Genomic DNA, 25,087 nt, shown 5'->3' with positions numbered 1-25,087 from the left:
GCCTTTCTTTTGCTTACTTTTCTTTGGCGAAGCAAAGAAAAGTGAGTCGGCCGCCGGGCCGAAACCCGGCCTGCCCCGCAAACCACAAACCCCACTAATCCCCCAAAAGCAGGACCAACAAATGAGCAAACTAAAAATCGGATTCATCGGCCTAGGCAGCCTGGGCGAAGGCCTGTGCAACAGCCTGGTCAAAGCAGGCTACCCCGTCAAAGTCAATGACCTCAACAAGGACCTGGCCAAGCGCCTACTCGATGGCGGCGCACAGTGGGCAAGCACCACAGCAGAGGCATGCAAAGACGCCGACGTAGTCATCACCGTACTGCCCTCACCTGCCGTCTCACGCAAGGTCGTCGAAGGCCCGGGCGGCGTGTTCGAGAACCTCCAACCCGGCGGCGTGTGGATCGAGATGAGCACCACCGACATGGAAGACCTGCTGCGCCTGGCAGAGGTGGGCAAGAGCAAAGGCATCAACGTGCTGGAGTGCCCCGTCACCGGCGGCGTGCACTTGGCTAACTCGGGTGAAATCACGGTGCTGGTGGGCGGCGAAGAAGCCACCTTCAAACGCGTGGAGGACATTCTGGGCACCATGGGCGGTGAGATCATCTACATGGGCAAGATGGGCAACGCCTCGGTGGTGAAGGTGGTGACCAACATGCTGGCCTTCATCCACCTGATTGCGGCCGGTGAAGCCATGATGCTGCCGGCCAAGTACGGCGTGGACCCGGATGCGACCTACCGCGCCATCCGCGCCAGCTCGGGCAACAGCTTCGTGCACGAGACCGAATCCAAGCTGGTGCTCTCGGGCAGCTACAACGTGAAGTTCACCATGGACCTGGCCTGCAAGGACCTGGGCCTGGTCAACGGCATTGCCGAAAAGCTGGGCGTGCCGCTGGAACTGGGCAGCATGGCCCAGCAGATCTTCCGCCGCGCCCGCGGCCTGATGGGCGGCAACGCCCAGTCGCCCGAGGTGGTGCGCATGATCGAGAAAGCCTGCGACCTGGAGCTGCGTGCGCCAGGCTACCCCACCGAACTGGTGGCCGAGTAAACCGCATTACGCCGCACACCAACGACTGGCAACGCGGCCCCAACTATTGACGGAGACTTCCTTGACACACTGCAACTTCTACATCGACGGCCAATGGGTAGAGCCCCAAGAGCCCGGCACGCCCCACCCCATCATCAACCCGGCCACCGAGGAATCGGTAGGCACTGTCAGCATGGGCGGCAAGGCCGATGCAGACCGTGCCGTCATGGCTGCGCGCCGCGCCTTTGACGCCTACAGCCAGACCACGCTGCAGTACCGCACCGAGATGCTGCAAAAGCTGCAAGCCGTGTTCGAACGCCGCTACACCGAGATGGCACAGGCCATTAGCACCGAGATGGGCGCGCCCTGGAGCCTGGCCTATGACTCGCAGGCCGAATGCGGCCCCGGCCACATCAAGGCCACGCTGGAGGCGGCCAAGGACTTCCCCTTTGAAGTGAAGAGCGGCCAGGGCGATTTGAGCCTGGAGCCCATTGGCGTGTGCGTGCTCATCACGCCCTGGAACTGGCCCATGAACCAGGTGGTGGCCAAGCTAGCGCCCGCCCTGCTGGCGGGCTGCACCGTGGTGCTCAAGCCCAGCGAATTTGCGCCGCTCTCAGCCAAGCTGGTGGCCGAGTATGTGCACGAGGTGGGCTACCCCGCAGGTGTGTTCAACATGGTCTACGGCGACGGCCCGGTGGTAGGTGCTGCGCTCAGTGCCCACCCGGAAGTGGACATGGTGAGCTTTACCGGCTCCACCGGCGCCGGCGTGGCGGTGGCCAAGGCCGCTGCGGACACCGTCAAGCGCGTGGTGCAGGAGCTGGGCGGCAAGTCGCCCAACATCATCTTTGCCGACAGCGATGTGGATGCTTCGGTCGCCCGGGGTGTGAAGCGCTGCTTCAACAACACCGGCCAGAGCTGCAATGCGCCCACACGCATGTTGGTGGAAAAGTCGGTGTACCAGCAAGCCGTGGCCGCCGCCGTGAAGGCCGGTGCGCAAGTGCAAGTCATACAGCCCACAGAAAAAGGCAGCGGCGTGGGCCCCTTGGCCATGAAACGCCAGTTCGAGACGGTGAACCGTTTCATCGACATCGGCATGCATTGCGGCGCTCGCCTGGTACTGGGCGGGCCAGGACGGCCTGAGGGGTTCGACAAGGGCTACTTCGTCAAGCCCACCATCTTTGCCGACGTGACCAACGACATGCCGATTGCGCGCCAGGAAATCTTCGGACCGGTGCTGTGCCTGATCCCGTTTGAAGACGAGGAAGACGCCATCCGCATCGCCAACGACACGCCCTATGGTCTGGCCGCCTACCTGTCCACCAACGACAAGGCGCGCGCGCGCCGCGTGGCCAAGCGCCTGCGCGCGGGCAATGTGTCGGTCAACGCATCCGGCAACGAATACTGCAACCCCTTCGGTGGCTACAAGCAGTCCGGCAATGGCCGCGAGTGGGGCCGCTTCGGACTGCACGAGTTCATGGAATACAAGATCGTCAACGGGCTCTGAATAGTGCCCCCACGCTTGTCACTGCGTGTACTGCGCTGCCCCCAAAAGGGGGCGCGTTTTTCCTTGGGGCGGCCCGGCGGAAAAACAACCCAACAACTTAGGAGCTCTCCATGAAAATCAAGGACATCAAAACATTTGTCGTAGGTAACCCACCGCCCGGTTTTGGCGGCCGCTACTTCGTCTTCATCAAGCTCATCACCGACAACGGCATCGAAGGCCTGGGCGAGATCTACAACCTGCCCTACCACCCCGACATCGTGGCGCAGATGGCCAAGGATGTGGTGGAACGCTATGTGGTCGGCAAGGAGCCGTTCGACATCGAGAAGATCTGGCGCAGCGTGTATGGCGGTGGCTTCATCCACCGGCCCGACGTGAGCATGATGGGTATTCTGAGTGCCATCGAAATGGCCTGCTGGGACATCGTCGGCAAGGACGTCAACAAGCCCATCTACAAGCTGCTGGGCGGACAGGTGCACGAGAAGCTGCGCAGCTACACCTACATCTACCCCAAGCCGGGCGACAAGACCGACGTGTATGCCGACCCGGTGCTGGCGGCCGAGCGCGCGCAGGAATACGTCAAGATGGGCTTCACCGCGGTCAAGTTCGATCCGGCCGGCCCTTACACCGTGTACGACGGTCACCAGCTGTCGCTGACCGAGCTGGACCGCAGCGAGCGGTTCTGCAAGCTGCTGCGCGAAGCGGTGGGCAGCAAGGCTGACCTGCTGTTCGGCACGCACGGACAGATGACGGCAGCAGGCGCCATCCGCCTGGCCAAGCGTCTGGAACCCTATGACCCGCTGTGGTTTGAAGAACCCATTCCACCGGACAACCAGAAGGAAATGGCCAAGGTGGCACACGGCACCTCCATCCCGGTCGCAGCGGGCGAACGCCTGACCACCAAGTGGGAATTCCTGCGCGTGATGGAAGAAGGCGCAGCCGCCATCCTGCAAATGAACCTGGGGCGCGTGGGCGGCATTCTGGAAGGCAAGAAGATTGCCTCCATGTCCGAGGCCTACCATGTACAAATTGCGCCGCATCTGTACTGCGGTCCGGTGGTGGGAGCTGCCAATGTGCAACTGGCTACCTGCAGCCCCAACTTCCTGATCCAGGAAAGCATTCTGGATTGGAAGGGTTTCCACTCCGACATCCTCAAGAAGCCCATGCAATGGCAGGACGGCTACATCATTCCACCAACCGAGCCGGGCCTGGGCATTGAACTGAATGAGGAAGTCGCGCTGGCCCATCCGTATGTGGGTAACGCCCTGCATCTGGACATGACGCACGACACACCGAAAGTCTGAAGAAGTCCGTGCAATGGCGCATAAGGTCAACAAAGGGTCGTAAGCGCACGAGACGTGCGATTGCGTAGCCCCTACGATGCGCCAGCTGCATGCACCTGCCATGCCCGTTTCAACCAAACCAAGGATAGAAATGCTGCACATTGAAAAAGACGAGTCCTCCGGTATCTTGTTGGCGCGCCGACAACTGGTTGCGGGCGCTGCGGCGCTAGGTCTGGGTGCTGCGCTGCTGCCCCTGGGCGCAGCGGCGGCCGAGACCCCCAAGAAGGGTGGCACGCTGCGCATCGGCATGGAGGGTGGTTCTCCGTCCGACAGCCTGGATCCGCGCCTCATTGCCGACTCGGTCCCGCTGGTGATGGGCATGATGCTGTGGAATGGTCTGGTCGAGATCGCCGACAACGGTGACGTGGTCGGCGAAGTACTGGAAAAGTGGGAGGTCAAGCCCGGTGCCACCGAGTGGGTGTTTACCGTGCGCAAGGGGCTGACTTTCACCTCTGGCAAGACGGTCGATGCCGACGACGTCATCTACTCGCTCAACCTGCACCGCGGCGAAACCAAGTCGCCCGCCAAGTCGGTACTGGCGGACATCACCGAGATCAAGAAGCTCAGCGCCAACCAGATCCAGATCACGCTGGGTAGTGGCAACGTGGATCTGCCGTTCACACTGAGCGACTTCCACATCATGGTGGTGCCCAACGGCACCACCGACTTCAGCAAACCTGATGGCACCGGCGCCTTCGCGCTGGAGGAATTTCAGCCTGGTGTGCGTGCAACCTTTGTGCGCAAACCCGGCACGTATTGGAAAGCGGGCCGCGGCAATTTTGACCGCGTGGAAATCCGCTACATCGGTGACGCTGCAGCGCGTACCCAAGCGCTGGTGACGGGCCAGGTGGACGTGATCAACCGTGTCGATCCCAAGACCGCCGCTCTGCTGGCCAAAAACAAGGCGGTGCGTATTTCTCGCACACCGGGCATGGGTAACCGATATGCGTTTGTGGCACAAACCGACAAGAGCCCGTTCTCCAACAAGGACCTGATGCTGGCGCTGAAGTACGGCATCGACCGCAAGAAGATCGTCGACAACGTATTTGCTGGCTACGCCACTCCGGGCAATGACCACACCGTGGGCGGCAAGATGAAGTTCTACGACAGCAAGCAAAAGCTGATGTCGTATGACCCCGACAAGGCCAAGTTCCACTACAAGAAATCCGGCGTCACCAGCCCTATCGAGCTGCAGGTTTCCGAAGGTGCCTTCTCGGGCGCAACCGACTCCGGTCAGGTGTATCAAGAGTCACTGGCCAAGGCCGGCATCACGTTGGACCTCAAGCGGGTTTCCGGTGACGGCTATTGGGATAACGTCTGGCTCAAGCAACCGTTCTGTGCGGTGTACTGGGCCAACCGCCCCACCGTGGACAACCAGTTGACCACCACCTTCAAGGCGGGCTCCAGCTGGAATGACACCCACTTCAACAACGCCGAATTCGAGAAACTGATGGTCAGCGCGCGCGTGGAACTGGACGAGAAAAAGCGAGCGGCGATGTATGCGCGTTGCCAGGAACTGATCAGCCAGAACTCCGGCATGGTGTGCTTCGCAATTCAGGATTATCTGGACGCCTGCAACACCAAATTGCGTGGCCTCACACTGTCCGGCCGCTTCGATCTGGCCGACTGCCGCATTCCGGAAAAAGGTTGGTTCGCCTGATTCGTAACCCTGTGTAACCGTGTGGCCAGCCGAACTCAGAAAGTTCCGCTGGCCATTTTTTTCAATGCATCAGCAATGGCACTAAAACTTTCTCTTACCCGTTGTGATGTGTGACGCGCGCGCAGATAGCCATGCACCAGTTCCGGCTCATTGCGGTATTGGGCGTTGACACCTGCGCCAAGCAAACGATTGACATAGTGCACGCCGTCGTCACGTAGCGGATCAATATCGGCCGTCACCACCAGCGTCTGCGGTGTAGCGGAAAAGTCTTCGGCCAGCAAAGGACGCAGTTCCGGTTGGTTGCTTTGTTCTGCACTCAGACCTTCAGAGCGCACCGCGAAATAGTAGGCAGACTCCTCGGTCGTCAGCATGGGTGCATGGGCATTGCTGAGATAGGAGCCCTGCGTCACATCACCACCCAAACCGGGATAGATCAGTACCTGCCCGATGGCATGCGCACGACCTTGCGACTGCAACCGAATCGACAGCGCCGCTGCCAGATTGCCACCCGCGCTATCTCCGCACAGAATGATTTTTTCACCCCGGCCTTGCAAACTCAGAAACGCAGCCTGCACGTCGTCGAGCTGGGCCGGGTGCCGGTGTTCGGGCGCCAGGCGATAGGTTGCTGCCACCACATCCAGGCCACTCAGTTGGCACAGTCCTGCGCACACGTCGGCGTGGCTTTCGAGCCCACCCAATACGAAACCGCCACCGTGGATGTACAGCACGGTCACATCGTTGGGAACGTCTGCGTTCGCTTTGATGTTGCGATAGCGGCGCGCGGCAATCGACTGCCCCGATTGCGGTCCCGCGATGGTGAAATCTTCAGTGACAACCTCGGGAGGAAAGGGTTGCGCCATGGCGGCGGCGTAGCGGTTGTACCAGTTGCGTGACTGCTCCACCGTCCCCAGAAAAGCGTCGGCCGGATAGAAGGAATTGCTGAGTTCTATGAAGGCGCGGACCTCCGGGTCCTGCGGCATGGGATGGGGGCTGGTGATTGTCATAGAGAACCATTCTTGCACAAGGATATGCAGTGCGAAAGATACCAATACATGGAGTGTGCACACCTGGCATAAACCATGCAGAATGCACAAGTCACTCACTCACACGCGCTGTCTCAACTCCATGAAAACCGTCAAATCATTCCCCCGCAAAGTCAAGGAAATAGCCAACACCTTCATCACGCTGGCCGATGGCACGCGACTCGCCGCGCGCATCTGGTTGCCAGCCGATGCTGACAAGAAACCGGTACCCGCGATTCTGGAATATCTGCCCTACCGCAAACGCGACGGCACGCACGTGCGCGATGCGCTCACTCACCCGTACATCGCAGGACACGGCTACGCTTGCGTGCGCGTGGACATGCGTGGCAATGGCGAGTCCGATGGCGTCATGCGCGACGAATATACGCAGCTGGAACTTGACGATGCCTGCGAAGTCATCGCCTGGTTGCGTGCGCAGCCCTGGTGCAGCGGCAACGTGGGCATGATGGGAATTTCCTGGGGTGGTTTCAACAGCCTGCAGGTTGCAGCCATGCGTCCCGAAGGCCTCAAAGCCATCATCACCTTGTGCTCCACCGATGACCGCTATACCGATGACATCCACTACAAAGGTGGTTGTCTGCTCAACGAAAACCTGGGCTGGTCTGCCACCATGTTTGCGTACTCTTCACGCTCCCCCGATCCCGCACTGGTGGGCGAACGCTGGCGTGACATGTGGCTGCAACGGCTGGAGGCCGAACCGCTGCTGGCCATCGACTGGCTGCAGCATCCGCACCGCGACGCCTACTGGAAACATGGTTCCGTCAACGAAGACTACAGCGCCATTCAGGCTGCCGTGCTGGCAGTGGGTGGATGGAATGACGCCTATACCAATGCAGTGCCGCGTCTAGTCAGCAATCTGACGTCTCCAACGAAGGGCATCATCGGCCCTTGGGCACACAAGTACCCGCATTTCGCCGTACCCGAACCACGCATCGGCTTTTTGCAGGAAGCACTGCGCTGGTGGGATCAGTGGCTCAAGGGAGACGACACCGGTGTACAAAAAGACCCGGCGTTTCGCACTTACATCATGGACCTGGGCCGCCCGGGCGGAACCGTGTCTCAAATTCCGGGACGTTGGGTAACTGACAGCCAGTGGCCGTTCGACAAGGGCGAAGTGCAACGCTGGCATCTCAACAGCGATGGCTTGTCACAAACCAAGGGACGTGCCACCAAGCAGAACCACAGTACGGCGCAATCCGTGGGTGGTGACGGCGGCGAGTACTGCATCATCTGGCTGGGGCCGGAATTTGCCGGCGACCAGCGCCATGACGACTCGGGTTCACTCACCTTCGACAGTGAAGCGCTGAAGCAGGACCTCGATGTGGTGGGGGCGCCGGCACTCACACTAAAGTTCAGTGTGGACAAGCCCGTTGCCAATGTGGCCGTGCGACTCAACTCCATCTGGCCCGACGGTGCGGTTTCGCGCCTGACTTATGCGGTTTTCAATCTTTGCCACCGCGATGGCCACGAAAAACCGCAGGCACTCGAGCCCGGCAAGACCTACACCGTGCGCATCGCCCTCGACGATGTCGCCGTTTGCGTTCCCAAGGGACACAAGTTGCGGGTGTCTGTGTCGACCAGCTACTGGCCCATGATCTGGCCCGCACCAGAACCGGTCACCCTGACGTTGCACACGGCGGCGACTTTCATCGACGTGCCTGTTCGTTCCCGCAGCGGCAGCAAGAAAGTACCGGTATTTGCCGCACCGGAAGCCGCAACGCCGGTCAAACTCATAGAGCACAGCAAGCCCAGCAATCTGCGGGAACTCACACGCGATCAAGCAACAGGTGAAACCCGCTTGGCCATCGTGGATGACTTTGGCCGCACCACCATCGCCGAGCACGGACTGGAGATTTGGGCCTGCGGTCGCGAGACCTATCGCATATTGCCAAACGACCCCCTATCTGCGCGGCAGGAATGCCACTGGACGGAGGAGCGCAGCCGTGGCGACTGGAAAGTGCGTACAGAAACCTATTCGAGTTTGACGGCCAGCAAAACGCACTGGCATGTGGCAGGAAGACTTGAAGCTTATGAAAATGACGCCCTGATTTGGAGCCGAAATTGGGATCAAAAAATAAAGCGAAATCTGCTTTGAATTTTGTTGATGGGATAACATTTTTCGGACTTATCAGAGCCTGCCCAAAACCCTTATATGCACGCGACTTGCGACAACTCTTTTGCGACTGAGTGGGTGTGAATCCATTTAGAAAACTGGCTCTTTCCCAATTAAAAATAATGCGCTAAGGGAATACGCGAATGAATATTGCATGGGTAATTGCAATACTATTGATGCGGGGCGGCATGCAAATTGCGCTCGTAAATTTTCGGCAAGCTCATCACCCAAAAGAGTGCGCCGAAATCCCTTACTTGAATTGATTGGAGATCTTCAAACATGGCAATGATCGAAAATAAAACGGACTCTGGACTTATCCTGGATCGCCGTCAGCTCATCCTCGGAGCATCCGCCGTTGGACTATCGGCAGCTTTCAGCTCCATGCCAGCAATGGCTGCAGGCGCACCCAAGAAAGGTGGCGTATTGCGCATGGGTGTGGAAGGTGGATCTCCATCTGACAGCCTGGACCCCCGCACCTACGCTGACTCCATTCCAATCAACATCAGCCTGATGCTGTGGAACTGCCTGGTGGAAGTGGCCGACAACGGCGACGCCACCGGTGAACTGTTTGAAAGCTGGGAAGTCAAACCCGGCGCAACCGAGTGGCTGTTCAACATCCGCAAGGGCGTCACCTTCACTTCCGGCAAAACACTTGACGCCGATGACGTCATCTACTCGCTCAACATGCACCGCGGCGAAACCAAGTCTCCCGCCAAGGCGCTGCTCAACGACATCACCGACATCAAGAAAGTTAACGCCAATCAAGTTCAGATCACCATGAGCAACGGCAATCTGGACTTGCCGTTCAATCTGAGCGACTACCACCTGATCGTGGTTCCCAACGGCTTCACCGACTGGAGCAAGCCCGACGGCACCGGCGCATTCACCATGGAAGAGTTTCAACCTGGTGTTCGCTTTGTTGCCAAGCGCAAGCCCGGTAACTACTGGAAGCCCAACCGCGGCAACTTTGACCGCGTAGAACTGCGTTACATCGGTGACGCTGCTGCACGCTCGCAGGCACTGATGACCGGTCAGGTCGACGTCATCAACCGCGTGGACCCCAAGACTGCTGCACTGCTGGCAAAGAACCCGAAGCTGCGCATCTCGCGCACACCTGGCATGGGCAACCGCTTTGCGTTTGTTGCGCACACCGACAAGGATCCTTACAGCAACAAGGACCTGATGATGGCGCTCAAGTACGGTATTGATCGCAAGAAGATCGTGGACAACGTCTTCTCCGGTTACGCCTCCATCGGTAACGACCACACCGTCGGCACCAAGATGAAGTACTACGACACCAAGCAGAAGCAGACTCCCTACGATCCCGACAAGGCCAAGTTCTATTACAAGAAGTCTGGTGTGACGGCTCCCATCGAGCTGCAAGTGTCCGAAGGCGCCTTCTCCGGTGCAACCGACGCAGGTCAGGTCTATCAGGAATCCCTGGCCAAGGCTGGCATCAACCTCGACCTTAAGCGCGTCTCCGGTGACGGCTACTGGGACAACGTCTGGCTCAAGGTACCGTTCTGCGCGGTGTACTGGGGCAATCGTCCCACCATCGACAACCAGCTCACCAGCACCTTCTTCGGTGGACTGAAGAATCCCTGGAACGACACCCACTTCCAGAACGAAGAGTTCAGCAAGACCCTGGTTGCGGCCCGCGTTGAAATGGATCAGAAGAAGCGTGGCGCCATGTATGCGCGCTGCCAAGAGCTGATTGCGCAGAACTCCGGCATGGTGTGCTTCGCTGTTCAGGACTACCTGGACGCTTGCTCCACCAAGCTGCAAGGTCTGACCATCTCCGGTCGCTACGATCTGGCTGATGACCGCATTGCTGAAAAAGGCTGGTTTGCCTGATCAGGTTCCCAGTTAGAACAACGTATGTCGGTTACCGAATGGTGTGAGCACCATTCGGGCTCGAAAATTGCGTTGTGTGCATCGCGACGGATATGAAACATGAATAGCGGGGCGGGACACAAGTCCCACCTGCTATTTTTATTTGATATGAATAAATAAAGAACATGCCATGGCGAAACTGATACTCAACCGGCTGCTACTGGGCGTTCTGACGCTGTTTGCAGTGTCCATTCTGATTTTTGTGTGCACCCAGATCCTGCCCGGTGACGTGGCCTCGGCGGTCTTGGGCCAGGGCGCAACGCCAGAAGCACTGGTGATCTTCCGCAAGGAACTGGGCCTGGATGTGCCAGCCTATCTGCGCTACATCCATTGGCTCACCGGCGCCCTGCACGGCGATCTGGGAGTGGCACTCACCAACAAGCGCGTAATCGTGGATGAAGTGTTGCCCCGCCTGGGCAATACCCTGTTCCTGGCCGGTTATGCCGCGCTGATCGCGATTCCAGTGGCCGTGGGGCTTGGTATCTTCTCCGCCATCAATGAAGGCAAGCTGTCCGACAAGCTGGCCAACATCGTTACGTTGACGGCTATCTCGTTGCCCGAATTCTTCATCGCCTACCTGCTGATCATCTTTATGGCAGTGGATGTCGACTGGTTCCCTTCTCTATCCACCGTCTACAAGGGCATGCCGTTCTCCGAGCGGGTGTACCAGACCACCCTGCCAGCCATCACCCTGACATTGCTGGTGGCGGCGCACATGTTGCGCATGACACGCAGCTCGGTGCTGTCGGTGATGTCCACACCTTACATTGAAATGGCCTTTCTCAAGGGTGCCAAGCGCGGGCGCGTGATCGTGCGTCATGCGCTTCCCAATGCGGCAGCCCCCATCATCACCGTGGTGGCCCTGAACCTTGCCTACCTGGTGGTGGGCGTCGTGGTGATCGAGGCCGTATTTGTCTACCCCGGTCTGGGTCAATTGATGGTGGATGCGGTTTCCAAGCGCGATGTGCCGGTGATCCAGGCCTGCGGCCTGGTGTTTGCCATGGTGTTCGTCACGCTCAATACGCTGGCCGACATTCTGGTGATTCTGGTCAACCCCCGCTTGCGCCACAAGCGCTGAATTCAAGGAAGCGACACATGAAAGTCTTTGGACACAAACCCACCCTGTCCGCCTGGTTCGGCTTGACCGTGGTGGCCATCTTCATTTTCGTATCCATCTTCACACCCTGGCTGGCCCCCTACGGTCAGTCCGCCAATGTCGGCGGTACCTGGGATGAACCCTCGCGCGCCATGCTGCTGGGTGCAGACCAGATCGGCCGCGACATGCTCACCCGCATCATGTACGGCGCCCGCATGACCATTGGTGTGGCGCTGGCCATCACCTTGCTGTCCTTCCTGATCGGCATCGTGCTGGGCTTTGTCAGCGCCGTCATGGGCGGCTGGGTCGACATCTTCTTCAGCCGTCTGGTCGATGTGATGTTGTCCATTCCCGGCCTGATCTTTGCGCTGATCATTCTGGGCGTGTTCGGCTCCAGCATCCCGGTGCTGATCATGACCATCGCGGTGCTGGACTCCACCCGGGTGTTCCGGCTGGCGCGTGCGCTGGGCATGAACCTGACCGTGATGGAGTACGTGGAGGCTGCGCGCCTACGTGGTGAAGGCCTGTGGTGGATCATCCGCCGCGAGATCCTGCCCAACGCCTGGGCGCCGCTGATCTCCGAATTCGGCCTGCGCTTCTGCTTCAACTTCCTGTTCATTGCCGGCCTGTCCTTTCTGGGCCTTGGCATTCAGCCGCCCTACGCCGACCTGGGCGGCATGGTGCGCGAGAACGCCGCGGCCATCAACTTCGGAATGATGGCCCCCATCTACCCCGCCACGGCCATTGCCCTGCTCACCGTGTCGGTGAACCTGGTGGTGGACTGGATGCTGTCCATCGATGCACGCCCCTCCGGCGCGCAAGCCGAACTCTAAGGAACACCTGGACATGAGCGATCAACTGATTCTGGAAATCAAGGGCCTGCGACTGGAAAGCATCGCCGGCAACGTCATCGTGGACAACGTGGACGTCAAGGTCAACAAGGGTGAAGTGCTGGGCTTGATTGGCGAGAGCGGCGCAGGCAAGTCCACCATTGGTCTGTCCAGCATGTGCTACGCCCGCGCCGGTGTGCATATTGCTGGCGGCGAAATCATTCTGGGCGGCACCAATATCCGCGCGCTCAATGCCGACGGTCGGCGTGGTGTGCGGGGCAAGCGCATTGCCTACATCGCACAGAGCGCTACCGCCGCCTTCAACCCGGCCCACACGCTGATGGACCAGGTCTGTGAAGCGCCCACCATCCACAAGCTGATGTCGCGCAGCGAAGCGGAAGCCTGGGCCCGCCAACTCTTCAAGGCGCTGGACCTGCCGGATCCCGAGAATTTCGGTGCCCGCTATCCGCACCAGGCTTCCGGCGGCCAACTGCAGCGCGCCATGGCGGCAATGGCCATGTCCTGCCGACCCGACGTGCTGATCCTGGACGAGCCCACGACTGCACTGGACGTAACCACCCAGATCGAAGTGCTGATTCTGCTCAAGTCGCTGATTCACCAGTACAAGACGGCAGCGATCTACATCACCCACGATCTGGCCGTGGTGGCCCAGGTGGCGGACCGCATCAAGGTGCTGCGCCATGGCAAGGAAGTCGAAGAAGGCCTGACTGCACAAATCCTGCACGATGCCAAGCAGGACTACACGGCACGCCTGGTGAAGGTGCGCGGTGCCGCGGCCAGCGAACGCGCTGCCCCGGACACGGTCAAGGCAGAGGAAACCGTTCTGTCCATCAACGATTGCCACGCCTACTACGGTGCCTTCCATGTGGTCAAAGGCGTTACGCTGGACGTGAAGCGCGGTGAAACGGTGGCCGTGGTTGGCGAATCCGGCTCGGGCAAGTCCACGCTGGCCCGCGTTGTCACCGGACTGCTACCGCCCAAGAGCGGCGAGATCATTTTCCAGGGCAAAGCTTTGCCCCGCAGCCTGAAAGAGCGCAGCAAGGAGCTCAAGCGACGCATCCAGCTGGTCTATCAGATTCCCGACGTGGCCATCAATCCGCGCCAGAGCCTGATGGAAATCATTGGACGGCCGGTGCAGTTCTATTTCGGCTCCGGCCGCAAGGAAGTGGAACAGCGCGCCAAGGAACTGATCAACCTGGTCGAGCTGCCGGTGGAGTTTCTCTCACGCAGGCCGGGGCAGCTTTCCGGTGGCCAGAAGCAGCGCGTGTGCATTGCACGTGCCTTGGCGGCGCGGCCCGACATGATCATTCTGGACGAGCCGACCTCGGCACTGGACCCTCTGGTGGCGGAAGAAATTCTCACCTTGCTGCGCAAGCTGCAGCGTGAACTGGGACTGTCCTACATCCTCATCACCCACGATCTGGACGTGGTGCACCGCATCGCCCACCGTACGGCCGTGATGCTGCAAGGCAAGTTTGTTGCCTTTGATGCCACCGACAAGATCTTCGACAACCCCGAGCACCCCTATACCCAGAAGCTCATCACCGCCGTTCCGGAAATGCGCGTCGATTGGCTTGACGAGGTATTGGCCCACCGCTCTCAGGCTGCAGCCTGATATGCGCCGCACCCTGCTGCGGTAGGCGCCGCAGCAGCGGAGCATCAGCATACGCAAACCATGACATTCCTCACCCGTTGGGCGGGGGTTGCACTGATTGCGCTGGCGGCGCTGTCGTGGAGCACCGCCGGGCTGTTTCCGCGGATGGTCAGCACGGACGTGTTCACCACCCTGTTCTGGCGCTCCCTGCTCGGTGGCAGTTCGGTGCTGGCCATCCAGATGCTGTTGGGCAAAAGGGATGGCCTGTCCGCCCTCTGGCGACTGACCCGGGCAGAGCTGTGGATGTCGCTGCTGAGTTCAGGTGCCATGGTGTGTTTCATCGCTGCGTTCTTCTTCGCGCCTGTTGCCGACGTGGTGTTCATCTACAGCGCTTTTCCCGTCATCACACTGCTGCTTTCCGCCCTCGTTCTGCGCACCCGGGTGCGCACCGTGGACCTGCTGTGCACGTTGACCGTGGTGGCTGGTATGGGATTGATCGTGTGGGGCCAGTCTTCCATGCACAGCCTGCTGGGATCGGCACTGAGTTTGTTGGCAACCTTGCTGTTTGCGCTGATCACCGTGGGCATCAAGCGCCATCCGCAGGCGCAGATGATCAAGGTCACCTACATGGGCACTTTTCTGGCGGCGCTAGCCATGGCGCCCTTCTCCACCTTTGCCAATACCAGCACGCAGGATCTGGCTTGGCTCTGGCTCTACGGCGTACTGAATGTGGGCGTGGGTTTTGGCCTGTACCTGCTGGGTGTGCGGCGTACCAAGGCCGTGTTGGCATCACTGGTCTGCATGATAGAAATCCCGCTGGCACCGCTCTGGGTCTACGCCCTCTTTGGCGAAAAGGTCGCGCAGCAAAGCCTGATCGGTGGAGCAGTAATCGTGCTGGCCGTGCTGGTCAACGTGCTCAGCAGTGGACGCGGTGCCACAGCTGCCGCCGTCAATCCTGTGCCACGCGACCCATCAGCCAATCCCTGAAGTCGCTCACGCGCGCAGGCGTTGGCGCCTGGTTTTGCGGCAATACAAACCAGTAGGCGAACGGACCTTCCACGTACAGCGGGTTGTGACGCACCAGCTCACCGGACTGCAACTCCCGCACCACCATGGCCTCGTCCACGATGACCACACCGGCACCGGCAATGGCGGCGTTGATGGCCTGGTCCAGGGTACTAAAAGTCAGGCCAGGGCGCACATCCAGTGCACGTGGCCCGTGTTCGGCAATCCAGCGCTCCCACACAGGCAGACGGCTACCGCCATCGAGCACATGCAACATCGTGGCGCCAGGAATCGCGGGGGGACGCCCCTGGTTCCACAGCGAAGGTGCGCTGACCATGATGTGCCGCTCTTTCATGACCGGCTCACACACGACTCTGGGCCATGGCTGCTCTGCGTAGACGATCAGACAGTCCAGCGAGCGTGCCTCACGCACCGTGGCAATGGGGTCGGTCTTGATGGACAGGTCAATATGGGGGTAACGCGCCCGGAAATCGGAAAGCCGAGGCGCCAGCCAGCGCGTGGCAAACGTGGGGGGCACGTTGACAGACAGCATTTGTGGCCGGTGTTTGCCGGAGGCCTTGTACACAGCCACTTCCATCTCGCTGAAAAGCCGTTGCAGGGTATGGGCGAGCTCCTTGCCGGCCGGGGTGAGTTCCACGGCCTGATGCACACGTACGAACAAGGGCGTACCCAATGCCGTTTCCAGCTGCTTGACCTGTCGGCTAATCGCTCCCTGGGTCACGTGCAGCACTTCGCCCGCCTGGGTGAAGCTTCCCTCGCGGGCGGCCACCGCAAAGGCCTTGAGCGCGTTGAGCGGTGGCAGACGCTTCATAGAGCCCAGATCAGCTGATCCGCCACGGCCTGCAGTTGGTCCTGGGTCACCAGCGCCGGAGCGATTTCTGCCAGCGGGCGCAACACAAAGGCACGTTGCCACATGCGGGGGTGGGGAATGGTCAATTGCCCATCGTCCAGGGTTCGTTCACCAAAGAGCAAGATATCCAGATCCAGCGTGCGCGGCGCGTTGCGGTAGGGCCTGGCGCGCCCGGCCGCCTGTTCAATATCGTGCAGCCTTGCCAGCAGGTCATGGGGGGCAAGCCAGGTCTGCACTTCCACCACAGCGTTTACGTAGTCACCACCACCGGCATCGACCGGGGCGCTGCCGTACAAGGATGACTTGCGCGTGACAACCAGACCATCCAGATCGGCAATGGCTTGCATGGCCGACAGCACGGCACCGCGCGGGTCACCCAGATTGGCGCCCAATCCGATGTAGGCAACAACCGGCTCAGCCATTTCCTCGCTCAAGCGTCGGCTCCACCCATCTGTGGCGCGCCTCCTGCGCCGCGGTCACCGCCAGGGCGACGGCGACGGCGGCGTTTGCGTGGCGCACTGCCGCCTTCAGCGGAATCACCTAGCGCATCAGAATGTTCTGCAGAAGGATCATCCGACGGGCCCGTGGCATCTTGCCTGGGCTTATCGCGCGCCTGTGCGGGCGCACGGTGCACACGGGGTGCCTTGGGGCGTTGCTGTTGCTCGGCCCGTACTTGGTCAATCATGTCCTGACGCAGGTTGTCGTCAGCCATGCTGAACTCCTGCCACCAGTCGGCCAGCACTTCATCAATCTCGCCCGCATCCGCACGCAGCCGCATGAAGTCAAATGCCGCACGGAAGCGCGGCTGCTCCACCATGCCAAACGGGGTACTGCCCACGCGTTTGTCAAAACGCGGCTGCATCAGCCAGATCTCGCGCATGTCACCTGCCAGCTTGCCGCGTCCGGAGACGTCACCAATACGGGCATTGAACACGTCTTCAATGGCATCCTGCAATGCCGGGTGGCTGTGCTGCTTGTCGGCGATACGACGGGCCCAGCCGTCACGCACATCGGCCCACAGCACGCAGGCCAGCAAGAAGCTGGGTGCCACCGGTTTGCCCTCACCCACGCGGCGGTCAGTATCTTTCAGGGCCGCATTGACAAAGGGTTGAGCCGAGCGCTCGACCACCACGTCCAGCAACGGATAGATGCCCGTGGCCATGCCCAGTGTCTTGAGCTGCTCGACCGATGCCAGCGCGTGGCCGGTCTGGAGCAGCTTGAGCATTTCATCAAACAGACGGCTCTGCGGCACGTCGGCCAGCAAGGCTTGCGACTTGATCAGCGGAGCGGCCGTCTTGGGCTCCAGCTTGAAGCCCAGGCCATTGAGCTTGGCCGCAAACCGAACGGCGCGGATGATACGTACCGGGTCCTCGCGGTAGCGGGCCGTGGCGTCACCGATCATGCGCAGGGTGCGGTTCTTGGCGTCCTTCAGGCCATGGTGGTAATCGACCACGATTTGCGTCTCGGGGTCGTAGTACATGGCGTTGATGGTGAAGTCACGGCGCACCGCGTCTTCCTCCTGCGGACCCCAGACGTTGTCGCGCAACACCCGGCCGCTGGAGTCCACGGCATGCTTCATGCCGGCCAATTCGCTCTTGCTGGTCTTCTCGTTGCCTGCCACCTGCTCGGCAGCGGCGTTGTCGAGGTAGGCACGGAAGGTAGAGACTTCAATCACCTCATTCTCGCGGCCACGACCGTACACCACGTGCACGATGCGAAAGCGCCGCCCGATGATGAAGGCACGGCGAAACAGCCCCTTGACCTGTTCGGGCGTGGCATTGGTGGCCACGTCAAAATCCTTGGGACGCAGGCCCAGCAGCAGGTCGCGCACGGCCCCGCCCACAATATAGGCCTCAAAGCCGGCGCCCTTGAGCGTACGCACCACATTGATGGCACGTTCGTCTACCAGTGTGGGATCGATGCCATGGGTCGCTGCCGGCACTTCCACCCGCTTGCCAAACTTGGGGGCGGTCGCACGCGAGGTGACGCCAGCCTTTCCCAGCAGTTTGTCGATGAATTTCTTGATCAAGTCGTTTATTCCTAACTAAAGTTTGCCGACTCTCAGGCAAACAGGTCGAGTATGCGCCATTGCCGCTCTGCCGCCAGCACCCGCAGGCGATCGTCCGGGTTGGTGGCAATTGCCACATTGGCCTTCTCCAGCAGGGGCACGTCGTTGATGGAGTCGGAGTAAAAGGTGACGTGTACCGTGTCCCAGCTCAGTCCATGCTCCTTCAACCAGGCTTCGGTGCGGGTCACCTTGCCCTCACGGAAGGAGGGTACGCCCCGGATTTCTCCGGTATACCAGCCAGTGGCGCTGTCCACTTCCAGTTCGATGGCCAGCAGGTCTTTCACGCCAAACGCCTGTGCGATGGGGCGGGTCACGAACTCATTGGTGGCCGTGATGATGACCACCGTGTCACCGGCGTCCTGATGCTGGCGCACCAGTTCGCGCGCGCAGGGGCGGATGCCGGGCAGCACCACTTTCTCCATGTACTGGGCATGGGCTGCCTTGGACCTTTCCGGCCCCTGGCGGCACACCGCGGCCGTGGCAAAACGGCAATAGGCATGGATATCCAAAGTGCCCGCCTTGTACTGTGCATAGAAGGCGTCGTTCATGCGTTTGAAATCCTGCGCGTCGTTCCAGCCCAGGCCCAGGGTGAATTCGCCCCAGCTGTAGTCCGAGTCAAAGGGAATCAGGGTGTGGTCCAGATCAAACAGGGCCAGCTTCTTCAAGGTCATTGGTTCTCCAACATGGATTTAATCAAGGGGATGGTGATGGCACGCTTGGTCTGCAGGCTGTAGCCGTCCAGCAGCTCCAGCAACTCCATCAGGCTGCCGAGGTCGCGCGAAAAACGGGTGAGCATGAAATCCATCACCTCGTCGCCCAGAAACACGCCACGTGCGTCCGCTGCCTGACGCAGCACGGCACGGCGCTCCGGTTCGGTCAGCAGCTGCAGACCAAATATGTGACCCCAACCCAGCCGGGTCCGCAAATCGTCGCGCAATTGGAGTTCCGCCGGCACGGTATCGCCGGCAGCCATGACCGGGCGCTGCAGGGTTTGCGCATGCACAAACCAGTTGAAGGCCATCTGCTGCTGTGCAGCGGTGTACAGGTGCACATCATCCATCAGGATGGCTGCCCAGCCTTCGGAGTATTCCGGCGCTTCGTGAACGCTGGCATCCAGCCAGCCCACACGTGCGCCCTGCTCACGCAAGCCTTCGCGTGCGGCCTTGAGCAAATGGCTCTTGCCGCTGCCACTGGGCCCCCAGAAGTAGGTTGGCACAGGAGAGCGGGTGGCGGCGTTTGCCTTATCTCCCAGCCACAGCGTCAAGTGCTGCAGCGCGGCGGCATTGGGGCCGGCGAAAAAATTGGCCACCGTGGGGCCGGTGGACAGGCCGATATCGAGAGCAATCTGTTTCATGAACGCTGTGCACTAGCCCCGATACAAATGGCTGGCCAGATAGCCGCTTTGCACGCGGCGGATGGCGACCAGCAGCACGGCGCTTACCGGCAAGGCAACCAGCACCCCCAAAAAACCGAACAACTGGCCAAACGCCAACAAGGAAAAAATCACCGCCAGGGGGTGCAAACCAATGCGTTTGCCCACCAGCCGGGGGGTCAGCACAAAGCCCTCCAGCACCTGCCCGGCGCCAAACACCGTGATCAGCATGATGATGGTATGGGACAACCCGGCATCCGCAGAAAACTGCAACACCCCGGCAAAGCTGGCCAACAGCAAGCCCAGGCCAAACCCAAGATAGGGCACAAATACCGCCAGCCCGGTAAACACGCCGATGGGTAACGCCAGATCCAGTCCAAAGAGCTTGAGTCCCAGGCTGTAGTACACCGCCAGTAGCAGCATGACCAGCAGCTGCCCACGCAGGTATTGGCCCAGTACCGCATCCGCATCCCGCACAAATGCATCCGTGGGCGGGCGCAACTTGGGAGGAATGAGCTGGCGCACCTGACCGACCAACTTCTCCCACTCCATCAACAGGTAAAACAAGGCCACCGGAATCAGCACCAGGTTGCCCACCAGGGAAAAGGCCACGTTTCCGCCGATCTTCAGCGAAGACAACACCGAGCCCATGGCGTCCTGGAAATTGGTATCCAGATAGGTCTTGACGAAGCTCTTGACACTTTCCATGTCCAGGGCGACCTGAAAGCCCCATTGGGTGAGCAGCGGCTGCAGCAGCGCGCTGACCTTCTGCAGCAGCAAGGGCAATTGGTCCCGCATCTGCGGCAATTCCTTGGCCAGGATGGGAACAATCAGTAAGACGATGGCGGTCAAGGCCACTACAAACAGCAACTCCACCAGCATGACCAGCAGCGCACGCGGAATGCGGCCGCGCCCCAGGCGATCCAACCCATCCACCAAAGGCGTGAGGGCGTAGGCCAGCACAGCGGCCACCACAAAGGGCGCCAGCACCGGCGCCAGCAGCCACAAAGCGAGGACAAACACGGCTGCAATTGCGCCCCATGCGGCGATACTTTTTTGGGTGGGGGTGAATTGCATACAGGAGGGGGAGGTGGGAACCCTTAAAATCAAGGCAAATTCTATCGGGCTTGATGAAGCCTAAGCCCCAAGTACCTTTTCATGACCCAATCCAACTCCCCCACTCCCCTCTCCTATAAAGACGCCGGTGTCGACATTGACGCAGGTGACGCCCTGGTTGAGCGTATCAAACCCCTGGCCAAGAAAACCATGCGCGAGGGCGTGCTGGCTGGTATTGGAGGTTTTGGCGCCCTGTTTGAAGTGCCCAAGCGCTACAAGGAACCCGTGCTGGTGAGCGGCACCGACGGCGTGGGCACCAAGCTCAAGCTGGCGTTTGAATGGAATATGCACGACACCGTGGGCATCGATCTGGTGGCCATGAGCGTGAACGACGTGCTGGTGCAAGGTGCCGAGCCCCTGTTTTTCCTGGATTACTTTGCCTGCGGCAAGCTGGACGTGGACACGGCGGCTGCCGTGGTCGGCGGCATTGCCAAGGGTTGCGAACTCTCCGGTTGCGCGCTGATTGGTGGTGAAACGGCCGAAATGCCGGGCATGTACCCCGCCGGTGAATACGATCTGGCCGGTTTTGCTGTGGGCGCCGTCGAAAAGTCCAAGATCCTGACCGGAGCCGACGTCAAGCCGGGTGACGTGGTGTTGGGCCTGGCCAGCAGCGGCGTGCACTCCAACGGCTTTAGCCTGGTGCGCAAGTGCATCGAGCGCGCCGGCAGCAACGCCCCAGCCACGCTGGATGGAAAACCCTTCAAGCAAGCGCTGATGGAGCCTACCCGCCTGTATGTGAAGAATGTGCTCACGGCGTTGGCCGCCCACCCGATCAAGGCCCTGGCCCATATCACGGGTGGTGGTCTGCTGGAAAACATTCCCCGCGTGCTGCCAGAAGGAACCGCTGCCCATCTGAAAAAAGGCAGCTGGCCCCAGACCGAGCTGTTTGCCTGGCTGCAGAAGACCGCCGGCATCGACGACATCGAGATGAACCGCACCTTCAACAACGGTATCGGCATGGTGGTGGTCATCGATGCCGCCCAGGCCGAGGCCTGTGCTGCCACTCTGCGTGCCGCAGGTGAGACCGTCTACACCATTGGAAGCATCGCTGCGCGCGGTGACACCGCCGCCGTCGTGGTTGCCTGAAGCACATTCCGATTCGTTAGCGGCCAATCCTGGCGGTGCGGTATGCCGCCATGGCCAGTGCAAGGGCCATGCTTGTCAACACCGCCGCCATGGCAAACGTGAAGTGCATGCCGCGCGCAATGGATTGCGGAGCTGCTGTGGAGATATCTGCGGTCTGTGCCGCAAACGCAAACACCGCCCCCATGACGGATGCGCCGGTAACCAAACCCAGATTGCGTGACAGGGTCAGCAAGCCCGAAATCAGCCCGCGCTGATCCGCCTGCACATCCACCATGACCGCCGTATTGTTGGCCGACTGGAAGAGCTGGTAACCGGGCGTCAGGATGGCAATACCCGTGACGTAACCCGCAATGCCCAGAGCGGCCGGGATGTTGCACAGCGCCAAGGCACCTAGCGTCATTGCCACCAGACCGGCCAGGGTGATGCGCGAAGTGCCCCAGCGGTCCACCATGCGCCCGGACACGACTCCACCAAATACGGAAATCAGCGGTCCCACCGACATGACGGCACCCACCATCGAAGTGGCCAGACCCAGACCGCGCGCCAGATAGAACGGCCCGACAACCAGCGTTGCCATCATCACCGTGGACACCAGCGCATTCATGGCCAGGCTGGCGCACAACGCCCTGTTGCGAAACAAGGCCAAATGGATCAGAGGAGATCCGGCCGTCGCCTGTACCCACACAAACGCACCGACTCCCAGGGTAGCGGCTCCCAGCAGGGCATAGTTGAGCGCCTCCCAATGGCTGCGCCCGGTCGTCATGGCCAGCGCATAGGCGGCCAGGGTCAGGGCCAGTAGAAACGCACCCAGGTGGTCGAATCCCGGTGGCAAATGGGCCAATGCGCGCCGGTCCATGGGCAGATGGCGCCAGGCCAATACAAAGGTCAGGATGCCCATTGGAACATTGACCAGAAACAGCGCTGGCCAACCGAATTCGGACACCAATGCGCCACCCAGCGACGGACCCAACGCCGTACCGATGGCGGACATGGTGGCCAGCAAGCCCATGGCGCTGCCGGTCTTGGCCTTGGGCACCGTCTGCCCCACAAAGGCCATGGTCAGCGCCATCATGACCGCCGCACCCAGACCCTGCACCGCCCTGGCGGCTATCAGCAACCAGAGCCAGGGAGATATACCGCACACCACCGACGCCAGCGTGAACAGTGCGATGCCTGCCAGCAGCAGACGCTTGCGACCCACAAGGTCCCCCAGACGGCCCACACTGACAATCAACGTGGTGATGGCCAGCAAATAGGCGATCACCACCCATTGAACCGCCTGAAACGGGGCGCCAAAGGCTTGCGCGAGTGCCGGCAGCCCCACATTGGCAATGCTGGTCCCCATGGACGACAACAGGATGGAAAGTGACAGGCTGCCGATTGCCCAGCCCCAAGGTGAAGTCTGTAGCGCAGCCGTTTCGCGCAACGGCGTGGCTTGCTTCAACGGGTCGATTTTCAACATGATGGATTCCTTTGTTTGCCCCGGGAAGAGGCGTTGAAGGAAGCTTATGTTTTTGAGTGACATGGCGGAAGACGCAGCATTTGCAATGTATACCTGCATCAAACGCCACCTCGTACGCAAACATGCTATGGTCTGGCCATGGTCCGCCCCGATCTCAACCAACTCCTGACCCTGGACGTCTTGCTGTCCGAGTGCAATGTGGCCCAGGCAGCCAAGCGCCTGCATTTGAGCCCGTCCGCCATGAGTCGGGCTTTGGCCAGACTGCGCGAGTCCACCGGCGACCCCCTACTGGTCCGTGCCGGGCGCGGGCTGGTACCCACACCCCGGGCATTGGAGCTGCGCGACAGCATCGGTCCCCTGGTACAGCAGGCCCAAGCGGCATTGCGCCCGGCTCAGAAACCCAAACTCCGGCAGCTGGCCAGAACCTTCACCATCCGAACCAGCGAAGGCTTTGTGGAGAACTTCGGTCCCGCCCTCATCGAGCGCGTGGCGGCTGACGCACCCCAGGTGCGGCTGCACTTTCTGCCCAAGTTCAACAAGGAAAGCCATTTGTTGCGCGATGGCAGCGTGGACCTGGAGACTGGTGTGGTCGGCCAGGCTGCAAGCCCGGAGCTGCGTACCCAGGCACTGTTTCGCGACCGCTTCGTCGGTGTGGTGCGCAGTGGTCATCCCTTGGGGGAAGGCGAGATGACTCCCCAACGCTATGCATCCGGCAAGCATGTACTGGTGTCGCGCCTGGGGTTGGACAAGGGTGCACTGGACGAAGCCTTGAACGCCCAAGGGGTGAAGAGAGATATCGTCACGGTGGTGGGCGGCTTTGCAACCGCCCTGGCGCTGGCGCGCGCATCGGACCTGATTGCCAGCGTACCCGAACGGCATACCGGCAATCTGCGTGACGGCATGCACAGTTTCGCGCTGCCGGTTTCCACTCCGGAAATAACGGTGTCCCTGCTCTGGCATCCCCGCATGCACGCCGACCCCGCGCATCAGTGGCTGCGCGCTTGCGTGCGTGAAGTATGCGCCGGGGACTCTCTCCAACCGGATGTCTGAAAATGTACGATACGTGTCGGTCTGCGCGTGGCGCCACCTGATGTCTCCTAGGAGAATTAGGGCTTATCTACCTTAACCCCCAAGGAATACACCATGAATACATGTCTCTTAGTGATCGATGCGCAAGAGTCCTTTCGCCAGCGCCCGTCCTGGAATGAAGCCCTGGCGGCCGCCTATCTTGCTGAACAGAATGCGCTGATCAGCGGTGCTGTGGCAAAGGGCATTCCCGTCATCCGCATCTTCCACAGCGATCCACCTGAAGAGGCAGGCAACCCGTTTTCCCTGGTCTCGGGTTTTGTCCGTCCTGTGCAGGGGCTGGCCGACTTTTCTGCCGCCGCCACATTTACCAAGGGTCGCCATAGCGCACTGGTGGGCACCGGACTGCAGGTGTGGTTGACCGAAAACCATATCCGCAAAATCATCGTCAGCGGAATCCGCACCGAGCAGTGCTGCGAAACCACGGCGCGCCATGCCTCCGACCTGGGTTGGGAGATCGACTACGTGCTTGATGCCACCCTGACCTTTGACATGACCCAACCCAATGGCCAACCCCTGAGCGCCGCTGACATCAAGGCTCGCACCGCCACCGTTCTGGATGGCCGCTTCGCCCGCGTGTGCTCGGTGGCGCAGGCGCTGGAAGCTTCGGCCTGATCGCTGCGTACAGCCAAGGAACCCTCATGCTGGAACTGCGACCCAACTGCGAATGCTGCGACGCTGATCTGGGCCCAGGCTCCGAGCAGGCGCGCATCTGCACCTTCGAATGCACCTTCTGCGCCAAATGTGCGGACACGCTGCTGCATGGCAGCTGCCCCAACTGCGGCGGCGAACTGCTGCAAAGGCCACGCCGACCAGAGGCAAAACTGGCCAACAACCCGGCGTCAACGCAGCGGGTGTTCCAGGCCGGCTTGCGTGAGCATCTTGCGGGCACAACGAGGTGAG

At 60.6% G+C, this 25,087-nt stretch carries 22 protein-coding genes; 14 read left to right on the top strand and 8 right to left on the bottom strand.

The window, feature by feature from the left end; all coding sequences use genetic code 11:
• Positions 1-121: 121 nt before the first annotated feature.
• The 4 genes from AC1RMF_RS00870 to AC1RMF_RS00855 all read left to right on the top strand — a co-directional run bounded on the left by AC1RMF_RS00870 (position 122) and on the right by AC1RMF_RS00855 (position 5,528).
• Positions 122-1,045 carry an NAD(P)-dependent oxidoreductase gene (locus AC1RMF_RS00870; protein ID WP_493138811.1) on the top strand — a complete coding sequence of 308 codons (924 nt, stop codon included), beginning with the start codon at positions 122-124 and terminating at the stop codon, positions 1,043-1,045.
• Between the two features lie 61 nt (positions 1,046-1,106).
• A complete protein-coding gene (locus AC1RMF_RS00865; protein ID WP_493138809.1) occupies positions 1,107-2,528 on the top strand; it encodes an aldehyde dehydrogenase family protein in 1,422 nt (473 codons plus the stop codon).
• 110 nt (positions 2,529-2,638) lie between these two features.
• The gene (locus AC1RMF_RS00860; RefSeq protein ID WP_493138807.1) at positions 2,639-3,829 is read left to right on the top strand and encodes a mandelate racemase/muconate lactonizing enzyme family protein; all 1,191 of its coding nucleotides are present in this window, start codon (positions 2,639-2,641) and stop codon (positions 3,827-3,829) included.
• Between the two features lie 130 nt (positions 3,830-3,959).
• Positions 3,960-5,528, top strand: a complete 1,569-nt coding sequence (locus AC1RMF_RS00855) for an ABC transporter substrate-binding protein (RefSeq protein WP_493138805.1) — start codon at positions 3,960-3,962, stop codon at positions 5,526-5,528.
• Between the two features lie 35 nt (positions 5,529-5,563).
• On the opposite strand, the gene AC1RMF_RS00850 is transcribed toward AC1RMF_RS00855, so the two are convergent.
• Positions 5,564-6,532 carry an alpha/beta hydrolase gene (locus AC1RMF_RS00850; RefSeq protein ID WP_493138803.1) on the bottom strand — a complete coding sequence of 323 codons (969 nt, stop codon included), beginning with the start codon at positions 6,530-6,532 and terminating at the stop codon, positions 5,564-5,566.
• 121 nt (positions 6,533-6,653) lie between these two features.
• On the opposite strand from AC1RMF_RS00850, the gene AC1RMF_RS00845 reads away from it, so the two are divergent.
• The 6 genes from AC1RMF_RS00845 to AC1RMF_RS00820 all read left to right on the top strand — a co-directional run bounded on the left by AC1RMF_RS00845 (position 6,654) and on the right by AC1RMF_RS00820 (position 15,105).
• Positions 6,654-8,666, top strand: coding sequence for a CocE/NonD family hydrolase (locus AC1RMF_RS00845; protein ID WP_493138801.1), 2,013 nt, complete (start codon positions 6,654-6,656; stop codon positions 8,664-8,666).
• 297 nt (positions 8,667-8,963) lie between these two features.
• Positions 8,964-10,538, top strand: a complete 1,575-nt coding sequence (locus AC1RMF_RS00840) for an ABC transporter substrate-binding protein (RefSeq protein WP_342618043.1) — start codon at positions 8,964-8,966, stop codon at positions 10,536-10,538.
• 169 nt (positions 10,539-10,707) lie between these two features.
• A complete protein-coding gene (locus AC1RMF_RS00835; protein WP_342618044.1) occupies positions 10,708-11,655 on the top strand; it encodes an ABC transporter permease in 948 nt (315 codons plus the stop codon).
• A 17-nt stretch (positions 11,656-11,672) separates the two neighbouring features.
• Entirely contained in the window at positions 11,673-12,506 is an 834-nt protein-coding gene (locus tag AC1RMF_RS00830; protein WP_342618045.1) for an ABC transporter permease, read from the top strand.
• Between the two features lie 13 nt (positions 12,507-12,519).
• Complete coding sequence (locus AC1RMF_RS00825; RefSeq protein ID WP_493138798.1) at positions 12,520-14,139, top strand: ABC transporter ATP-binding protein; 1,620 nt, start codon at positions 12,520-12,522, stop codon at positions 14,137-14,139.
• A gap of 60 nt (positions 14,140-14,199) precedes the next feature.
• Complete coding sequence (locus AC1RMF_RS00820; RefSeq protein ID WP_493138796.1) at positions 14,200-15,105, top strand: DMT family transporter; 906 nt, start codon at positions 14,200-14,202, stop codon at positions 15,103-15,105.
• Here the strand turns inward: AC1RMF_RS00820 and AC1RMF_RS00815 are convergent.
• The 6 genes from AC1RMF_RS00815 to AC1RMF_RS00790 are packed head-to-tail and all read right to left on the bottom strand — an operon-like array spanning position 15,068 to position 20,511.
• Positions 15,068-15,955, bottom strand: a complete 888-nt coding sequence (locus AC1RMF_RS00815) for a LysR substrate-binding domain-containing protein (protein ID WP_493138794.1) — start codon at positions 15,953-15,955, stop codon at positions 15,068-15,070. The two genes, AC1RMF_RS00820 and AC1RMF_RS00815, sit on opposite strands and share 38 nt — an antisense overlap.
• Positions 15,952-16,416, bottom strand: a complete 465-nt coding sequence (gene folK, locus AC1RMF_RS00810; protein ID WP_493139911.1) for a 2-amino-4-hydroxy-6-hydroxymethyldihydropteridine diphosphokinase — start codon at positions 16,414-16,416, stop codon at positions 15,952-15,954. Before folK ends, AC1RMF_RS00815 begins: the two co-directional genes overlap by 4 nt.
• A gap of 8 nt (positions 16,417-16,424) precedes the next feature.
• The gene (gene pcnB, locus AC1RMF_RS00805; RefSeq protein WP_493138792.1) at positions 16,425-18,023 is read right to left on the bottom strand and encodes a polynucleotide adenylyltransferase PcnB; all 1,599 of its coding nucleotides are present in this window, start codon (positions 18,021-18,023) and stop codon (positions 16,425-16,427) included.
• Between the two features lie 32 nt (positions 18,024-18,055).
• On the bottom strand, positions 18,056-18,733 hold the full coding sequence (locus AC1RMF_RS00800) for a histidinol-phosphatase (RefSeq protein WP_493138790.1): 678 nt from the start codon (positions 18,731-18,733) through the stop codon (positions 18,056-18,058).
• The gene (gene hda, locus AC1RMF_RS00795; RefSeq protein WP_342618052.1) at positions 18,730-19,416 is read right to left on the bottom strand and encodes a DnaA regulatory inactivator Hda; all 687 of its coding nucleotides are present in this window, start codon (positions 19,414-19,416) and stop codon (positions 18,730-18,732) included. Before hda ends, AC1RMF_RS00800 begins: the two co-directional genes overlap by 4 nt.
• 12 nt (positions 19,417-19,428) lie before the next feature.
• The gene (locus tag AC1RMF_RS00790) at positions 19,429-20,511 is read right to left on the bottom strand and encodes an AI-2E family transporter (RefSeq protein ID WP_493138788.1); all 1,083 of its coding nucleotides are present in this window, start codon (positions 20,509-20,511) and stop codon (positions 19,429-19,431) included.
• Between the two features lie 81 nt (positions 20,512-20,592).
• On the opposite strand from AC1RMF_RS00790, the gene purM reads away from it, so the two are divergent.
• Complete coding sequence (purM, locus tag AC1RMF_RS00785; protein WP_493138786.1) at positions 20,593-21,636, top strand: phosphoribosylformylglycinamidine cyclo-ligase; 1,044 nt, start codon at positions 20,593-20,595, stop codon at positions 21,634-21,636.
• A 16-nt stretch (positions 21,637-21,652) separates the two neighbouring features.
• Here the strand turns inward: purM and AC1RMF_RS00780 are convergent, their stop codons facing one another.
• The gene (locus AC1RMF_RS00780; protein WP_493138784.1) at positions 21,653-23,098 is read right to left on the bottom strand and encodes an MFS transporter; all 1,446 of its coding nucleotides are present in this window, start codon (positions 23,096-23,098) and stop codon (positions 21,653-21,655) included.
• A 138-nt stretch (positions 23,099-23,236) separates the two neighbouring features.
• Here AC1RMF_RS00780 and AC1RMF_RS00775 point away from each other — a divergent pair, with 138 nt between their 5' ends.
• The 3 genes from AC1RMF_RS00775 to AC1RMF_RS00765 all read left to right on the top strand — a co-directional run bounded on the left by AC1RMF_RS00775 (position 23,237) and on the right by AC1RMF_RS00765 (position 25,086).
• Complete coding sequence (locus AC1RMF_RS00775; RefSeq protein ID WP_493138782.1) at positions 23,237-24,148, top strand: LysR family transcriptional regulator; 912 nt, start codon at positions 23,237-23,239, stop codon at positions 24,146-24,148.
• 93 nt (positions 24,149-24,241) lie between these two features.
• Positions 24,242-24,799 (top strand): isochorismatase family protein, encoded by a 558-nt coding sequence (locus AC1RMF_RS00770; RefSeq protein WP_493138780.1) that lies wholly within the window; start codon positions 24,242-24,244, stop codon positions 24,797-24,799.
• A 26-nt stretch (positions 24,800-24,825) separates the two neighbouring features.
• Positions 24,826-25,086 carry a DUF1272 domain-containing protein gene (locus tag AC1RMF_RS00765; RefSeq protein WP_493138778.1) on the top strand — a complete coding sequence of 87 codons (261 nt, stop codon included), beginning with the start codon at positions 24,826-24,828 and terminating at the stop codon, positions 25,084-25,086.
• Position 25,087: the final 1 nt, after the last annotated feature.

Source organism: Rhodoferax sp. GW822-FHT04A08 (genome assembly GCF_058801025.1).
Note: the sequence above shows the minus strand (reverse complement) of the source record. Positions and strands in the feature narration are given on the sequence as shown.

Bases quoted from the DNA above. Each gene is read 5' to 3' on its own strand.
- AC1RMF_RS00780 (WP_493138784.1), bottom strand. From the start codon at position 23,098: ATGTTGAAAATCGACCCGTTGAAGCAAGCCACGCCGTTGCGCGAAACG.
- AC1RMF_RS00815 (WP_493138794.1), bottom strand. From the start codon at position 15,955: ATGAAGCGTCTGCCACCGCTCAACGCGCTCAAGGCCTTTGCGGTGGCC.
- folK (WP_493139911.1), bottom strand. From the start codon at position 16,416: ATGGCTGAGCCGGTTGTTGCCTACATCGGATTGGGCGCCAATCTGGGT.
- AC1RMF_RS00835 (WP_342618044.1), top strand. From the start codon at position 10,708: ATGGCGAAACTGATACTCAACCGGCTGCTACTGGGCGTTCTGACGCTG.
- AC1RMF_RS00840 (WP_342618043.1), top strand. From the start codon at position 8,964: ATGGCAATGATCGAAAATAAAACGGACTCTGGACTTATCCTGGATCGC.
- AC1RMF_RS00800 (WP_493138790.1), bottom strand. From the start codon at position 18,733: ATGACCTTGAAGAAGCTGGCCCTGTTTGATCTGGACCACACCCTGATT.
- AC1RMF_RS00770 (WP_493138780.1), top strand. From the start codon at position 24,242: ATGAATACATGTCTCTTAGTGATCGATGCGCAAGAGTCCTTTCGCCAG.
- AC1RMF_RS00820 (WP_493138796.1), top strand. From the start codon at position 14,200: ATGACATTCCTCACCCGTTGGGCGGGGGTTGCACTGATTGCGCTGGCG.
- AC1RMF_RS00765 (WP_493138778.1), top strand. From the start codon at position 24,826: ATGCTGGAACTGCGACCCAACTGCGAATGCTGCGACGCTGATCTGGGC.
- AC1RMF_RS00790 (WP_493138788.1), bottom strand. From the start codon at position 20,511: ATGCAATTCACCCCCACCCAAAAAAGTATCGCCGCATGGGGCGCAATT.
- AC1RMF_RS00860 (WP_493138807.1), top strand. From the start codon at position 2,639: ATGAAAATCAAGGACATCAAAACATTTGTCGTAGGTAACCCACCGCCC.
- hda (WP_342618052.1), bottom strand. From the start codon at position 19,416: ATGAAACAGATTGCTCTCGATATCGGCCTGTCCACCGGCCCCACGGTG.
- AC1RMF_RS00855 (WP_493138805.1), top strand. From the start codon at position 3,960: ATGCTGCACATTGAAAAAGACGAGTCCTCCGGTATCTTGTTGGCGCGC.
- AC1RMF_RS00850 (WP_493138803.1), bottom strand. From the start codon at position 6,532: ATGACAATCACCAGCCCCCATCCCATGCCGCAGGACCCGGAGGTCCGC.
- AC1RMF_RS00845 (WP_493138801.1), top strand. From the start codon at position 6,654: ATGAAAACCGTCAAATCATTCCCCCGCAAAGTCAAGGAAATAGCCAAC.
- AC1RMF_RS00830 (WP_342618045.1), top strand. From the start codon at position 11,673: ATGAAAGTCTTTGGACACAAACCCACCCTGTCCGCCTGGTTCGGCTTG.
- AC1RMF_RS00825 (WP_493138798.1), top strand. From the start codon at position 12,520: ATGAGCGATCAACTGATTCTGGAAATCAAGGGCCTGCGACTGGAAAGC.
- purM (WP_493138786.1), top strand. From the start codon at position 20,593: ATGACCCAATCCAACTCCCCCACTCCCCTCTCCTATAAAGACGCCGGT.
- AC1RMF_RS00870 (WP_493138811.1), top strand. From the start codon at position 122: ATGAGCAAACTAAAAATCGGATTCATCGGCCTAGGCAGCCTGGGCGAA.
- AC1RMF_RS00775 (WP_493138782.1), top strand. From the start codon at position 23,237: ATGGTCCGCCCCGATCTCAACCAACTCCTGACCCTGGACGTCTTGCTG.